A 14,655-nucleotide genomic window follows, 5' to 3' on the forward strand; every position below is an offset into this window, starting at 1 on the left:
TCAACTGTTTAGTTGAGCTCATCTAGTAAATCTTGGTAAGTAATTTTTTTTGCAGTAGAATTAGCGGTATTATTTATAACTTTTACTCGAATAGCTCTTAAACCTGAAACTCCCTGAAGATCTTCGACTTCGAATTGCTCGATAGAAGGTTCAAGAATTTTCTTGTGCTGCAAATACTTAATATATTTTAAATACTCTGCTTCTTCACTGTTTTGAGAGTATACAATTGTAATTTTCTCTTTCTCCGTAATGCGATCTTTAGTGCCTTTAATGTTCGATTTGTCGATACGTTTTTTTACCACTTCATATCTGGCATTGTAAGTTCCGTCAACATCAAAACGTTTTTCATCCATTCTAAAACGAATAGATAGCGGCGCACTAAAAACTAAAATCAGTGAAGTCACATCCAATTCATACGGAAGTGATTCTTTCAGTTGATGATGTTCCAATTCCATTTCGCATAAAGTCTGTAATTGCCACAAACGTAAATTGTGCAAATACATAATGTCAAAAGGTTTTGTAGGCGCAATAGAAGCTCCAATGTACAAATTGTGTTCAACACCATCTGTTTTGAAACGCTCGTAATAATGCGGATATATTTGTTGCGCTTCGACTTGTTTTTTGTCCAGAACCGAAGCTAATTTTTTATTGATAATAGACATTGCATTATCAAACTTCTTTCTTTCCTTATAAAATAATCCTGTTTTTTCATCCAGGCTTTCAAAATACTCACGTTCCAGTTTTTGGCTTTTTTCAGTTTCTTTTGTGTTTTTCAAAAGCGGATGAATTTCTTCTTCAATATAACGCTGAATATGTTGTTCAGTATCTGCTTTTAATGGAGAATCTAACTCTTCTCGGAACGATTCCAACTCAAACTTTCTTTGTTCCAACAATACTAAATTAGTATTAGGGTCCTGAGATTCAAAAATTTCTAAAATAGCGGTCAATTGATTTTTAAGATCTCTTTTAACTGTTTCGTTTCTGTGTTCAGACGAACCTTTAATATCAATTTGTCCATATAACGGATATACATTCTTAAAGGAAATTTCTTTGAAAATGTAATCTTTGGTATGGTTTGTATTCTGAAAGTAATTTTGAGATTCTCTTCTAAATTTCCAGTATACACTTGGGTGAATTGTAGTATACTCACGCTGAATAATAGCCTCAATCTGATGTTGCATATCAGTATTGTAGCGATCAATAGTATCTGTTAAATAGGGAAGAACCAATTCGAGTTTAGTAGCATTTACACTATTTAAATCTTTAGGATTTGGAGAAACTAACTCTACAACGCCTAATAAATGGCCATCTTTTATAACCGGTGCAAAAACGCAACTCTGAATTCCTTGTTTTAATAAGTGCTCGCCCAATTTTATGCTTGGCGATTGTTCAATGAATTTTTTTACATTAGAAATTACCAGAGGCTCTTTATTGTTTAATAATTTTTCGAATGTACATCCAAAAAAAGCATTCTTGCAATCTACTTCCTGATCTTTAGAAAGTAAGAAACTTTGCAATTGAGTGTCAAATTTTACAGGTCGTACAAATTTTTCCTCCTCAGGATTGTAAACAATAAAACCAACTTGTAGATCAGGAATTTTAAAAATTGATTTAAAAATGCCAGATATAATTTCGTTAGTTGGACCAGCATTAGAATCGGGTTTTAATAAGTTACTTTTTAAGTTCGAAATCGCACTTTCTGTAGTGGCATCAAACAAAGAAACAATCCCGAAACCTTTTAGAGTCCAGCTTCCCTTAGGGAATTTTGATTTCCAAAGTTCAATATCGCCGTAATTGTCAATTAATAAATCAATATCTTCCTGAGTTAATTGTATCGAATTTTCTGTTGGAATAATTTCCATAAAATCGGCATTATACAAGATACGATAATGTTTTTCTACACCATTTTCATCTGGAATATCGTAGAAAAAAGGTTTATTAAAATCTATTTTCTGTTTGTAATACACACCCAGAATAAGACAACAGTTATTGATATAGAACTGGTGATCATCAAAATCACGAATTTCCATATCAAACTCAGATCCTGCATTACTAAGAATCTTTTTGAAACGCTCTGTATAGTTAAATGATAAATTCTGAAAAGGAATTGTAATCGCTTTTATTTCATTGTGCGTTAAAGCAGTAGGAAACAAATCGGCCAATAGATTTTTGATTAAAGGCTCATTATTTTTAATAGTCGAATAATCCTTAATGCCAGTTCTTAATTCAGGTAATGGCTCTATTTCTTTTAGTATGGCTTTGGCGTAGTTTGCTCGGTAATCAACATCAGATAAAGCAATTTCTTCAAAAGATTCAATTAGCTTATGAAATGATATGATAGTTTGGAAAGGACTTTCGTTGTATAAATGAATATCCATCTGTTTTTGTTTTAGGCTACAAAATTAAGCAAATATTAAGAATGTTGGTCAATTTATTATTTCTTTCGTTTATAGCAGCATAGATATAATCCCTTGTAAATAGCATGTTTTGAGAGCTGTTTTTATTTTTAACTAAATATTAACACTTATAATAACGGAACGATCGTTCCGTTATTATATCTTTGTACCATAATAATTGAATAATCAATAACTTAAAACAAATAAAAATGAAAAATTTAGAAAACAAAGTAGCTATTATAACTGGTGGAAATAGCGGAATTGGGTATGCAACTGCAGCCGAATTTGTATCAAAAGGTGCAAAAGTAATTGTGACAGGAAGAAACAAAGAATCTTTGGTAAAAGCCGAAACTGAATTGGGTGTAACCGGAATTGTTTCAGATCAATCTGATTTAAAATCTATTGATAATTTGGTCGCTGAAGTAAAAGCAAAATTTGGTAAAGTAGATATTCTGTTTTTAAATGCAGGCGTTGCTTCTTTTGCCCCGGTAGATTCAGCTTCAGAAGAGCATTATGACAGTATTATGAACATTAATGTAAAAGGAGTTTATTTTACTGTTCAAAAAGTATTACCAATATTAAATGACGGAGGTTCTATTATTTTTAATACTTCAATAAATGCTCATGTTGGTATGCCAAACTCAAGTGTTTATGCAGCAAGCAAAGCAGCTGTTTTATCTTTAAACCGTGTTTTTGCTACAGAATTGGCACCAAGAAAAATTAGAGTAAATGCAGTTTCTCCTGGTCCTGTTGAAACACCACTTTATGGTAAATTAGGTTTAGAAAAAGCAGAAGTTGAAGGTTTTGGAGCAATTTTAGGAGAGAAAATTTTATTGAAACGTTTTGGACAATCTTCAGAAATTGCAAATACGGTTAGATTCCTGGCTTCAGATGATGCGTCATTTATTACAGGAACAGAAATTGTTGTTGACGGTGGACTTACCGTAAATGCAGTAGTCTAATTTTTTTGAGTAATTCAGGAACGATTGTTCCGTATTTTTGTATCTTTGTGGAGTAATTTAATAGTGAAAGTTATGGCTAGAACGAAAGAATTTAATGAGGATCAGGCTTTAGACAAAGCGATCGAGATTTTTTGGCACAAAGGTTACAACGGAACATCGGCTCAGGATTTAGTAACACATTTAGGTTTAAGTCGTTCTAGTTTGTATGATACTTTTGGCGATAAGCAAAAACTTTTTGCTCAATCGTTGCAACGTTATCAGAAAAATGCACAAGATCAAATCGTGGAGCTTTTTGATAAATCTGAAAATATTAAAGAGACCTTGTGTGATATTTTTAAGCAAGCCGTTATAGAAAGTCTTGAAGACCGAATTACAAAAGGATGTTTTATGGTAAATTCTTCTGTTGAACTGGCGATGCATGATGAAGAAATTGCCAAAATTGTAAAAAATAATAGCCAGATAATGGAAGAAGTTTTTACAAAAGCAGTTCAGAAAGGTCAGGATTTGGGACATATTTCCAAAGCAACTGACGCTAGAGTTCTCGCTCGATTTATTTTTAATAATTACTCCGGAATCAGGGTTCTGGCGCGTACAGGCGAAAGAGACAAACAAGTCTATGACGATATTCTAAAAGCGATGTTTTCTATATTATAATTTAGAAAATAGAGAAATTAAAACGGTAATTACTACTAATTAGTTTTACCGCAGAGAACGCTAAGATTTTAATCTAAGAATACTTTGAAAAGTACAAAGTTCACAAAGCTAAATCAATACAAAGCTTTGTGAACTTTGTCTTTTTTGTAAAGGCTAAGAAAAAAACTTGGTGTTCTCTGCGGTAAATTTTTTTTCTCTTTCTGTTGGTTTTAGAATCGATCAAATTTACTGTAAATTAAAAAAGGGCAACTACAGTAGTAATTGCCCTTTTTTGTTTTAAGTAAGTAATAGAAAATGAATGACTATTAGCTTTTTTCTTCTTTATTGAAATAAACTAAGTAGTAATACATTTGTTTTTCTTCATCCCAGCCTTTTTCAACAAATTTTTCTGCACTTTCAGGATTAATAAAATCCATTTTAATCTGAATGTGAGTATCCAGGTTAATTACGTTTTTAATTGATTTTCTGGCGTCAGAAACTGCTGCGTTTGCAATAGGGAATGAGGTTACATCTTCGATGCTGTATTTTTCTCCTTTATCAACTTTATAATTTTTGAATTCAGGAATTAAGTCTGGATTGTCTAATACTTCATTTAAGAAATTTTGCTCTTCGAACTGATCGTTTTTAGCGAAATAATTCACAGAACGGTTCATGAACATTACTTCTTCTTTTTTGTCCTCTGCAGGTAAAACAACATCTTTTGCGAAGTTTTGACAGAATTTCAAGTATTTTTTAGTGATGAAGTTTTCATCTTCAAAAGCATCAACAGATAAAAAGTGCTCTAACCAATAACGGGCATCGTAACGGTTACTGTCTACAGTTAGAATTTTGTATCCTTCTTCTTTTTTATAATTAAAAATCAAACAACCTTTGTCCAATTTGCTAAGGTTAATACCTTGTTGCAAAATCATTTCAAGATTGCTGTTTTTTTCTTCAAATTGTAAAAAGTCGGCTTGTAACTCACTTTTAAAAATTCCGATAGCGTCAACAACATTATTGTCGATACTTAAATTTGTTAAATATGTTATATAAACCTCTCCGTTTTTAATATGCGGATGATTTGATTGTTCGAATAAATGCGTAGTGATTCTTTTTGAAATCTCCTGTAGATTATTCGGATTATCAAAAATCTCCGTAGCATATTTAAACATGTCGTTATAATCCAAATCGACTTCGTGCGCAAACTGATAATAGTTTTCTTCTTTCTCTCTAAAAGGTTTAAAAAAGTACTCTTTTATCAAAGGCACAATCTCATCATTTAAGTTAAAAGGCTGTTCTGATAAAAAAATCGCTTCGTTTCTGCTCTTGTTTCCTACGCGGTGTATCGCAAGCGTCTCGATGTGGGTGTTGAATAAGTTGATCATATTTGTTTAGGTTCAGAGAGGCAAAGGTTCAGAGGGACAAAGGTTATTTTCTATCTTTTATTTTTCTGATAAAAGAACTTAACATTCGTTCTATTTCTCTGCTTTCTCCATTTATTTTGTTAAATTGATTCTCGTTTAAATATTTTAAATTGAATGAGATTTCAAGTTGGGTTTGCATTTCGAATAATGAGGAAATTGAAATATTTAAAAATCGTAAATAATCATTATTTCCTTCTCTTCCGTAGCCTTCTGCTATATTACTGGGTATTGATATTGAACTCCTTCTGATTTGTGAAGATAGTCCATAAATTTCTTCTTTTGGAAATGAATTTGTTAATTGGTAAATTTCAGTTACTAAGGTCATTGATTTTTGCCAGATTAAAAGGTCTCGAAAAGTATTCATGAATTGTATTTAAAAAATTAAACACAAAAATAAGAATATTCCTTCTTTTTTAAATCAAAGATTAAAAAAAGAAAAACCTATGAACCTTTGCAACTCTGAACCTCTGAACCTAAAAAAAAACTAATTCCAGTTTTCCTCAAAACCATAATCTTCAAAGCTGTCGTCGCCTTCGAACATATCAAGATCGTCTTCGTCAAGATCATCTTCAAATTCTCCATAGATATCGTCGTGCATATCTGCTTCAAAGTTTTTTTCGATAGCTTCATCAGGCATTTCTCCGTGTGAGAATAAAGTTTCAGGATAAGGAACACCAGCAATTTGATCTTCAATAGCAGCCAACTCAACTAAGAAAGTCCACATATTGATGAAATCGTATACGTAGATAATCTTAGTATTCTGTTCATCTAAGAGATCAGATAATTTATAATCGCTCATGGTTCTTTGTTCTCCAGGAACATCGCCAGTATCAAAAAGTGCAATTTCATCTTCCTGATTCCAAGTTTCATCGCAGGTGTAAAACGAAGCTACTTCCATTCCGTCAAAACCAAAAGCGTTGAAGATAGCATTGTGTAAATCCTCAAGAGTATCGTCTTCAAGAATTGCAATGTCTCTAAAAATATCTTCTTCGGCGTCTAGAATTACTCTAAATTTATAAACCATAATCTTTGTTTTTATTGAAAGGTCAAAGGTAAAATATAATTAATGATTTACGAATTGTGATGTACGATTTGTTGAAAAGATTTTAAAAAGCGATTAATCTTACTAATGCAATTTGATCTTGTTGTCAGGCTGAGCGAAGTCGAAGCCCATTCCAATTGGCAAGCCTTCGACTTCGCTCAGGGTGACACTCGTGGTTCGTAAAAAATATAATTACTTTCTACTCAATCTCTTTCTAATTTTATGATAATGTTTGTGATAAGTACTATGACTCGGATAACTTCTGCTTGAAGTCATATTATTAAAAATTAATGCCGTTACAAACAAAATCAGTACGCCGTCTAAAACCGGAGAAAGCACATACATATAGCCTAAATCTTTTATTTGAGCAGAGCCAGTAACCGCAATAAGCGCCGTAGCACCTCCCGGAGGATGGAGCGTTTTGGTAATTTGCATAAAAATAATCGAAAGCGAAACGGCCAAAGGCGCAGATAACCAAACAATATCAGGAACTAATTTTTGCACGGTAACGCCAATAATTGCGGAGATTACATGACCGCCAATTAAATTTCGGGGTTGTGAAAACGGACTTTGTATAATTCCGTAAACCAATACACTGGATGCCCCAAAAGAACCAATTAGAAAAACAATATCACTGCCGGAAAAGCGAATAGATTCAAGATAAGACAGAATTCCGATTCCAACGAAGGATCCTAAAAATGACCAGAAATGTTCTTTGTAATCAATTAGAGTTTCTTTGTAAAGAATATAGCGCGTTTTACGATATCCTCTTTTTATTTTTTGAGTCGGCATGTGGTATTTTATTTTAATAAATCTTGAGATTCATTTTGTTTTTTGCCAGAGATTTTCAGATTAAAAAGGATTAATAATCTTTAAAATCAAGGGCTAAAATTATTTTTACTTTATCAAGCTTGGGGAATAGGAGTAAACGGTATATGGATAAATCATTTTTGCTGTGTACTTAGAAATTAAACAAACTACTAAAATTGGTAAAAACAAAGTATAATCATTTGTTAGACCGCAAACCAAAAAGATTGCTGTAAAAGGCGCATGAATGCTGGCACTCAAAACAGCGGCCATTCCACTGATCATAAAATTAACCGGAATTACATTTACATGAAAGAAACTATTTAGTACTGAAGCTAGTAATAATCCTAAAAAAGCACCAATAAAAAGACTTGGAGCAAAGACTCCTCCATCGCCACCGGAAGCCAGCGTGATTGATGTTACAATTGGTTTTAAAATCAATATTCCAATAAAGGTTAAGGCTAAAGTTAGCGTCAACGGAATCTCACTAGAATTGCTAAAAATCCCTTTTATAGCGTGATATCCTTCTCCATATAATTGTGGAAAAATAAATAAAGAAACGCTTAAAACTACTGAACCAATTAGGATTTTATAATAATGAGTATCGATCTTTCCAAATTGAGATTTAAAAAATAATACACAACGTGTTAGATAAACCGAATTGATTCCGGCTAAAATTCCTAAAAGAATAAAATACGGAATTGCTCTTAAATGCCAGGTTGTAATCGAAACGGCAAATAAAGGTTCTTCTTTTAATATGGAAAGTAATCCAAAAGCAACTGAAACCGCAATTACATTTGAGATAATAAAAGCTCGGGTTACTTTTCTTGAAATCACTTCAAGTGCAAATAAAATCCCGGCAATCGGGCTGCTAAATAAAGCTGTAACTCCGGCAGCAACTCCTGCACAAATTAATTCGGTTTTGTATTTTCGAAATACATTTTCTTTTTGTTGCGCAACAGAGCCAATTGTGGCGGTGGCAACAACTGTTGATACTTCGATTCCGGTCGAACCTCCAAAAGCGACAGTTATTAATCCGTTTATAAAGTGAGATGGAATTTTATAAGAAGGTAAATTTTTTGAAGTTGATTTAGTACTCTCAAAAACTTCTTTGATTCCCTTATTTTCTTTTTTCTTAAAAAGATAGTGTCTTAAAAAATAAATTACAGACAATCCAAAAACCGGAAAAAGTATATATAAAAGCGGATGTACCGTAACTTCGTGAAAGAAGATTTCTTCGTAATATTCAGTTATTTTTTTTAGTGAAATTCCTAGAAAGGCTGATAAAAAACCTATTAGAATAGAAACAACAACTAATTTTTGAAGGACAATAAATTGATGATTTTTTTTGATTTGCGCCGTTTTGTTCATCAGAAGTGATTTTGAAATCGCACGATTTTTATTTGCGATTTCACAAAATTAGGCAATCAAATCTGTTTTTTAATAATAAACTACCTTTATAATATGTTAAAATTATTAAAACAAGAAAATTCTTTCAGTATGTTTTTGTTTGAATATCGCTTATTTAGGGGCAAAGGTTCAGAGGTGCAAAGTGGTAAAGTTTTAAAATCAGCTACTTCAACTCGTAGTCGAAGTAATCATCTAAAAAATCTTTTCGTTGTTCAAAATTAAATTTTTCGTCTCGAATCATTAAACCGATTAAAGGATCTTTGTAGTCAACCATGTCGATAATTACATTTTTATGATTTGGTAAATTTTTGAATTCATTCTTTAATTCTGTAAATGTATTATTATCAGGATTTATCAGATACTCTTTAAATAATGTTCTACATCTTTCAGTTCTACTAATTTTTCCATTTAGTTCATTCAATATATCTTCAACTTCTATGATAAAATCTTCTTTGGTTTTATAACTTATAAAATTATTTATTTCAATTTCGCCCCAATTTGGTAAAAATAATTTTGAACCATCGGGTACGCTAATTAAAATTTTATCAGCATAAACCATTTGTTTAAATTGATCGAAACTTACTAATTCCCAACAATTTATTTTCCCATCTGCAAAGATTACAATTTGTGTAAGCCAAAAATTAAAATTAGAAATAATTGCAGGTATAATTATTCCATTTATCAATTTTCCTTCTTCTTCTCGAAATGTTTTATATTTATATCTCACTTATGTTGTTCTAGATTTTTTATTTGCCTAATTGTTAACTAACGTTCATAAAACTCAATTGGCAATTCATCAGGATCAGCAATAAAAGTGAATCTTTTTTCTGTCGTTTCATCAATTCTTATAGGTTCTGATTCGATGTTCTTGGTATCTAAAAAAGCGATAGTTTCTTCTAAATTAATGACTTCAAAGGCCAAATGTCTCAAACCAACTGCTTCAGGTCTTGAAGGCCTTTTTGGCGGATTTGGAAACGAGAACAATTCGACAACATAAATGCCATTCAAAGCCAAATCAAGTTTGTATGATTGACGTTCTTCACGATAGATTTCTCTGATGATTGTTAAACCTAAAACCTCTGTATAAAAAGTTTTAGATTTTTGATAATCAGAACATAAAATGGCAATATGATGAACTTTATTTAAGGTAAGCATTATTTGTTTTTATTGGGGTTCTTGATTTAATTTTCTAATTATTTTCGCCGGATTTCCAACAGCCAGAGAGTTATCCGGAATATCTTTTGTAACCACAGATCCGGCTCCAATAACACAGCCTTTTCCAATTGTCACGCCAGGACAAATTACAGAATTTCCGCCTATCCAGCAGTCGTCTCCAATAGAAATTGGTAAAGCATTTTCTAGTGTTTTTCTCAATTCAGCGTCAAGCGGATGTGTTGCAGTATAGATTTGAACATTTGGTGCAAAAAACACATTTGATCCAATATTTACTGGCGCGCAGTCCAAAACGACACAGTTTACATTAAAATAAACGTTGTCACCGCAAGAAATATTATATCCGTAATCACAATGAAATGGTGGTTCTATATAAAAACTCTTTCCCACATTCGGAATTAATTCAGCTAAAATTTCTTTTGCTTTTTTTGTTAAGCGATATTCAGTTACGTTTAATCGGTGGAGTATGTTTTTAGCTTTTCTTCGTTCTTTTACTAAAACAGGATCTCCCGCTGCGTAATATTCTCCCGAGATCATTTTCTCTTTTTCTGTCTTCATAAAAAGGTTTACATTTTTTTCTGGGCAATTTTTTTGTGAATTTTTATTGTTTCCTGCAAAGCTGCTGTTCCGTACCAAGGCGTTAATTCGGCTTCGAGTAATTTTGATTGCACCGCAGGATCTGTCGCTACAAGTGCCTGCGCTTCTTCAACAGTTTCAACATTAAAAATATAAATGCCTCTATAATTTCTGTCATTTTTCATAAAAGGTCCGGCAACAACCAGTTTTCCTTCTTTGGCTAATTTACCAATGTTTGCCATATGGCCTTCAAACATCTTTTTAATTTCTTCTTTTGACGATGTTGTATTCGTTCCGGATTTCAAAAGGCAGAAAACATATTTTTTCATTCCGTATTCATCGGCGTTTAATGATTTTGCCAGATTTTCATCGAATTTTACTTCAGTTTCCTGAGAAAATCCTATGACATTTATAAATAAAAATGCGAGTAATAGTATTGACTTTTTCATGTAATGATATTTAAAAGTTTAAAAAAAAGATGTTTATATTTAAAAATACTCTTACTCTTGTCATTCCGAGGAACGAGGAATCCCGCAAGAAACTCCGCAAAGAAAGCGTCAATCTGTGTCGATCTTGCAACGGGGATTCCTCGTTCCTCGGAATGACAAGATTGCGCAAAAACCATGAAAAATAGTATTAACTAAAGCAACTTCTTCAAAATCACAATCTGCCCTAAATGATAAACGTCATGCTGAATGATTCCATGAATATCTTCATAAAAATTATGATTATTATTATGATCTATTTTCTCAAAATCAGCATCATTAAAATCAGTCAAACAAGCACTCCATAATTCCTGCGATTTTGCCAGACTTTGCAGCGATTGTTCCCAGGCTGGTTCAGATGAGTCTAAAATTGGCACAAAATAATTATGATCGGGAGTTGTAATCATTTCTCCCTGAACACGTCTTAATATGTTTCTCCTCCATTGTATTAGATGATTGACAATTTCCCAAATTGTATTTAAATTTGGATTGATTTTTTTATAAGCCTGAGCTGCAGTAACATCTTTTAACGTATCTGCTAAGGTAACCTCAAGCCACGGATTTCCATTATAAATGGATTGATATAAATTCGAAACTCTTTTACTTTCTGACATAATCAATAGTTTTTAAAAACACGCTAGCTAAGATACAAATAAGTATTTTACAACTCATCCTCGAAATTCTACAATTGGGTTATTTAATATTTTTTAACAAGAATTGTTAAAATATATTTGCTCCATCAAAATCAAATACCATGACAACCAAATTACTTTTTACAATTAGCTTTTTATTTTTTACAACTGTTTTTTTTGGTCAGAATACCGTTTCTGGAAAAGTTGTAGATCAAAAAGGAAAACCGGTTCCGGGAGCCAATATCTATCTGGACGGGACTTACGACGGAGCTACAAGCTCTGAAAAGGGAGATTTTTCTTTTGAAACCACTACTACAGGAAATCAAACTTTAGTGGTTAGTTTTTTACTTTACGAAACTTTCAAAACAGAAATTGATGTTGCTAATTACAAAAATCAAACGGTTAAATTGAGAGAGAATGTTAATACTCTTGATGCCGTTGTGATTACTGCCGGAACATTAGAATCTGGAGATAAAGCCAGAGTTTCGGTTTTAAAACCGCTTGACATTGTAACAACAGCAGGTTCGGCCGGAAATATTGTTGCAGCATTACAAACTTTACCCGGAACTCAAACCGTGGGCGAAGATGGGCGTTTGTTTGTGCGTGGTGGAGAAGCCAGCGAAACTCAAACTTTTGTAGACGGGCTACGGGTAGCGCAACCGTACGGTGCAACGACCAATAATTTACCAACAAGAAGTAGATTTTCGCCTTTTTTGTTTAGCGGAATTGCATTTTCGACCGGAGGATATTCAGCTGAATACGGAGAAGCTTTGTCAAGTGTTTTGCTTTTGAATACGCAGGATGAACCAGATCAGAATAAAACAGATATTGCCTTAATGACTGTTGGTTTAGGCGTTGGAAATACTCAAAAATGGAAAAAAAGCTCTTTCAGTATCAATACCAATTACATAAATCTGGCTCCTTATCAGGCAGCGATTCCTCAAAATGTAGATTGGAATAATCCATATCAATCTTTGGGTGGAGAAGCCGTTTACAGATATAATTTTGAACGCGGAATTTTTAAATTTTATGCGGCTTTTGATTCAGAAAAATTTGATTTGAATTCGAAAAACGTAAATTTTGTTGACCCAATCAGAACGGATTTGAACAATAATAATTTTTATTTGAATGCTTCTTACAAAGGAGATTTCGGAACGGGATGGCAGCTTACATCAGGAATTAGCTACGGTTACAGTAAAAATAAAGTCAAGTACAATATAAGTGATGTAGACAGCGACGAAAATGCTATGCAGTTGAAATTAAAGTTAAGAAAAAACATTTCGAATTACTTTAAATTATCTTTTGGAGCGGACTATTTTATCACAAGATTTAATGAAAACTTTAATGATAATGTTTCGATACAAGTTGCAAATGGTTACGATTCTAATATTGCCGCTTTTTATACAGAAGGAGATATATTATTCTCAAAAAAACTGGCAATGAAAGTAGGTTTGAGACTTTCGAATAACAGTTTATTAAGCGAAACTAATCTTGCGCCAAGGGCTTCGATTGCTTACAAAGTTTCTAAAAATAGTCAGTTTTCATTTGCCTATGGAGATTTTTCTCAAACTCCGGTTGTCGATTATATCAAATATTCAAAATACCATCAGTTTGAAAGTGAGAAAGCACAACATTATATTTTAAATTATCAGTTTACCAAACCGGGACAAACCTTTAGAGCTGAAGCTTATTATAAAGATTATAGCAATCTGGTTCAATATGATACAAAAGACATCGTTTACAATTCAGTATTCAATAGTAACGGTTCAGGTTATGCAAAAGGACTTGATTTGTTCTGGAGAGACAGCAATTTATATAAAAATCTGGAATATTGGATTTCCTATTCTTATATCGATTCAGAAAGACAATACAAGAATTTTCCAACAATGGCTACTCCTAATTTTATAGCCAATCATAGTTTGTCAATTGTAACCAAATATTTCATCACCGATTGGAAATCGCAAATAGGTTTCACCAATAGTTATAGTTCAGGACGTCCGTACAATGATCCAAACCAAACGCAATTCATGAACGGAAAAACAAAGTCATACAATAGTTTGAGTTTTAACTGGGCGTATTTATTGACAACACAAAAGATCCTTTATTTCTCTGTTTCGAATGTATTAGGAACACAGAATGTTTTTGGATACGATTATGCTAAAGTAGCAGATCCAAGCGGAGTTTATAACAGACAAGCCGTAACACCAACCGCAGATCGATTTTTCTTCGTAGGTTTCTTCTGGACCATTAGCCAGAATAAAAATGAGAATCAATTGAAAAACTTGTAGAAGAAGGTTCAAAGTGGCAAAGGTTCAAAGGGACAGAGGTTTTGAAATATGATTATTGATTCTTTTAAGAAAAACCTTTGAACCTTTGTCACTCTGAGCCTTTGCACCTCAAAAAAAACAATTCAGTCATCAAATTCAACAACTCAGTATCATTTAATTTTAAAACAGTAAAATCCGATATACTTTTGAAGTATAAAATTAGAAGACAATAAGTTGTTAAGCTTCTAAGCTACTAAGAAAAAAAACTTAGAGTCTTAGTTACTCAAAAACTTAGAAACTTCAAAAAACAAACAGAGTTTTAATCATCAATCAAAAAAAAACTTAGACACTCAGAACCTTAGTAACGTAGAAACTTAAAAAAAAGAAATCATGACCAAAATTATTACAATAATCACATTATTTATCTGCAGTTTAATGTCTGCTCAATCTGCTCAAAATGTAAAATTAACTGTTGCCGTTTCAGGTTTAAAAAGCGATACAGGAATTGTTAAAGTAGGTTTGTACAACTCAGATGGTACATTTCTTAAAACGACCTATAGAAGTCTTGCTTCTGAAATTAAAAACAACGAAGTAGTTGTAACGTTTGACAATCTTCCGGCAGGAGAATATGCAATTTCAACCTATCACGATGAAAACAATAACGGAAAATTGGATAGAAACGCGATGGGAGTACCTTCTGAAGCTTATGCTGCTTCAAACAATGCTAAAGGATTTATGGGGCCTCCTACTTATAAAGATGCTAAATTCGTTGTTGATAAAGATTCAAAAATTGAAATTATATTATAAACAGTAACTAACAAATTAAAATAACCATTTAAATAACTTAT

General features: G+C 32.5%; 15 protein-coding genes. 4 read left to right on the plus strand and 11 right to left on the minus strand.

Going from position 1 to position 14,655, the window contains the following annotated elements; genetic code table 11:
- Positions 1-8 precede the first annotated feature (8 nt).
- Complete coding sequence (locus LPB88_RS16485) at positions 9-2,378, minus strand: GAF domain-containing protein (RefSeq protein ID WP_230716741.1); 2,370 nt, start codon at positions 2,376-2,378, stop codon at positions 9-11.
- Positions 2,379-2,605: 227 nt separating this feature from the next.
- Here LPB88_RS16485 and LPB88_RS16490 point away from each other — a divergent pair, with 227 nt between their 5' ends.
- Both LPB88_RS16490 and LPB88_RS16495 read left to right on the plus strand, forming a co-directional pair.
- Entirely contained in the window at positions 2,606-3,358 is a 753-nt protein-coding gene (locus tag LPB88_RS16490) for an SDR family oxidoreductase (protein WP_230716742.1), read from the plus strand.
- A 72-nt stretch (positions 3,359-3,430) separates the two neighbouring features.
- Positions 3,431-4,012 (plus strand): TetR/AcrR family transcriptional regulator, encoded by a 582-nt coding sequence (locus tag LPB88_RS16495; protein WP_230716743.1) that lies wholly within the window; start codon positions 3,431-3,433, stop codon positions 4,010-4,012.
- Positions 4,013-4,317: 305 nt separating this feature from the next.
- Here LPB88_RS16495 and LPB88_RS16500 read toward each other — a convergent pair whose 3' ends face one another.
- The 10 genes from LPB88_RS16500 to LPB88_RS16545 all read right to left on the minus strand — a co-directional run bounded on the left by LPB88_RS16500 (position 4,318) and on the right by LPB88_RS16545 (position 11,522).
- Positions 4,318-5,376, minus strand: coding sequence for a nucleoid-associated protein (locus LPB88_RS16500; RefSeq protein WP_230716744.1), 1,059 nt, complete (start codon positions 5,374-5,376; stop codon positions 4,318-4,320).
- A 43-nt stretch (positions 5,377-5,419) separates the two neighbouring features.
- Positions 5,420-5,779 carry a four helix bundle protein gene (locus tag LPB88_RS16505; RefSeq protein WP_089350723.1) on the minus strand — a complete coding sequence of 120 codons (360 nt, stop codon included), beginning with the start codon at positions 5,777-5,779 and terminating at the stop codon, positions 5,420-5,422.
- 120 nt (positions 5,780-5,899) lie between these two features.
- A complete protein-coding gene (locus LPB88_RS16510) occupies positions 5,900-6,439 on the minus strand; it encodes a hypothetical protein (RefSeq protein ID WP_089350722.1) in 540 nt (179 codons plus the stop codon).
- 210 nt (positions 6,440-6,649) lie between these two features.
- Positions 6,650-7,249, minus strand: a complete 600-nt coding sequence (locus LPB88_RS16515) for an HPP family protein (protein WP_230716745.1) — start codon at positions 7,247-7,249, stop codon at positions 6,650-6,652.
- A 105-nt stretch (positions 7,250-7,354) separates the two neighbouring features.
- Positions 7,355-8,635 carry a chloride channel protein gene (locus LPB88_RS16520; RefSeq protein WP_230716746.1) on the minus strand — a complete coding sequence of 427 codons (1,281 nt, stop codon included), beginning with the start codon at positions 8,633-8,635 and terminating at the stop codon, positions 7,355-7,357.
- A gap of 202 nt (positions 8,636-8,837) precedes the next feature.
- On the minus strand, positions 8,838-9,401 hold the full coding sequence (locus LPB88_RS16525; RefSeq protein ID WP_230716747.1) for a hypothetical protein: 564 nt from the start codon (positions 9,399-9,401) through the stop codon (positions 8,838-8,840).
- Between the two features lie 38 nt (positions 9,402-9,439).
- Positions 9,440-9,829, minus strand: coding sequence for a VOC family protein (locus tag LPB88_RS16530; RefSeq protein WP_230716748.1), 390 nt, complete (start codon positions 9,827-9,829; stop codon positions 9,440-9,442).
- A 9-nt stretch (positions 9,830-9,838) separates the two neighbouring features.
- Positions 9,839-10,405 carry a sugar O-acetyltransferase gene (locus LPB88_RS16535; RefSeq protein ID WP_230716749.1) on the minus strand — a complete coding sequence of 189 codons (567 nt, stop codon included), beginning with the start codon at positions 10,403-10,405 and terminating at the stop codon, positions 9,839-9,841.
- Between the two features lie 8 nt (positions 10,406-10,413).
- On the minus strand, positions 10,414-10,872 hold the full coding sequence (locus tag LPB88_RS16540; protein ID WP_230716750.1) for a YciI family protein: 459 nt from the start codon (positions 10,870-10,872) through the stop codon (positions 10,414-10,416).
- Between the two features lie 191 nt (positions 10,873-11,063).
- The gene (locus LPB88_RS16545) at positions 11,064-11,522 is read right to left on the minus strand and encodes a DinB family protein (protein WP_230716751.1); all 459 of its coding nucleotides are present in this window, start codon (positions 11,520-11,522) and stop codon (positions 11,064-11,066) included.
- A gap of 140 nt (positions 11,523-11,662) precedes the next feature.
- Here LPB88_RS16545 and LPB88_RS16550 point away from each other — a divergent pair, with 140 nt between their 5' ends.
- Together LPB88_RS16550 and LPB88_RS16555 are read left to right on the plus strand one after the other, a co-directional pair.
- Complete coding sequence (locus tag LPB88_RS16550; protein WP_230716752.1) at positions 11,663-13,828, plus strand: TonB-dependent receptor; 2,166 nt, start codon at positions 11,663-11,665, stop codon at positions 13,826-13,828.
- 369 nt (positions 13,829-14,197) lie between these two features.
- The gene (locus tag LPB88_RS16555) at positions 14,198-14,614 is read left to right on the plus strand and encodes a DUF2141 domain-containing protein (protein WP_230716753.1); all 417 of its coding nucleotides are present in this window, start codon (positions 14,198-14,200) and stop codon (positions 14,612-14,614) included.
- Positions 14,615-14,655 lie beyond the last annotated feature (41 nt).

Source organism: Flavobacterium sp. JAS, from assembly GCF_020991455.1.
Taxonomy (GTDB): Bacteria; Bacteroidota; Bacteroidia; order Flavobacteriales; family Flavobacteriaceae; genus Flavobacterium.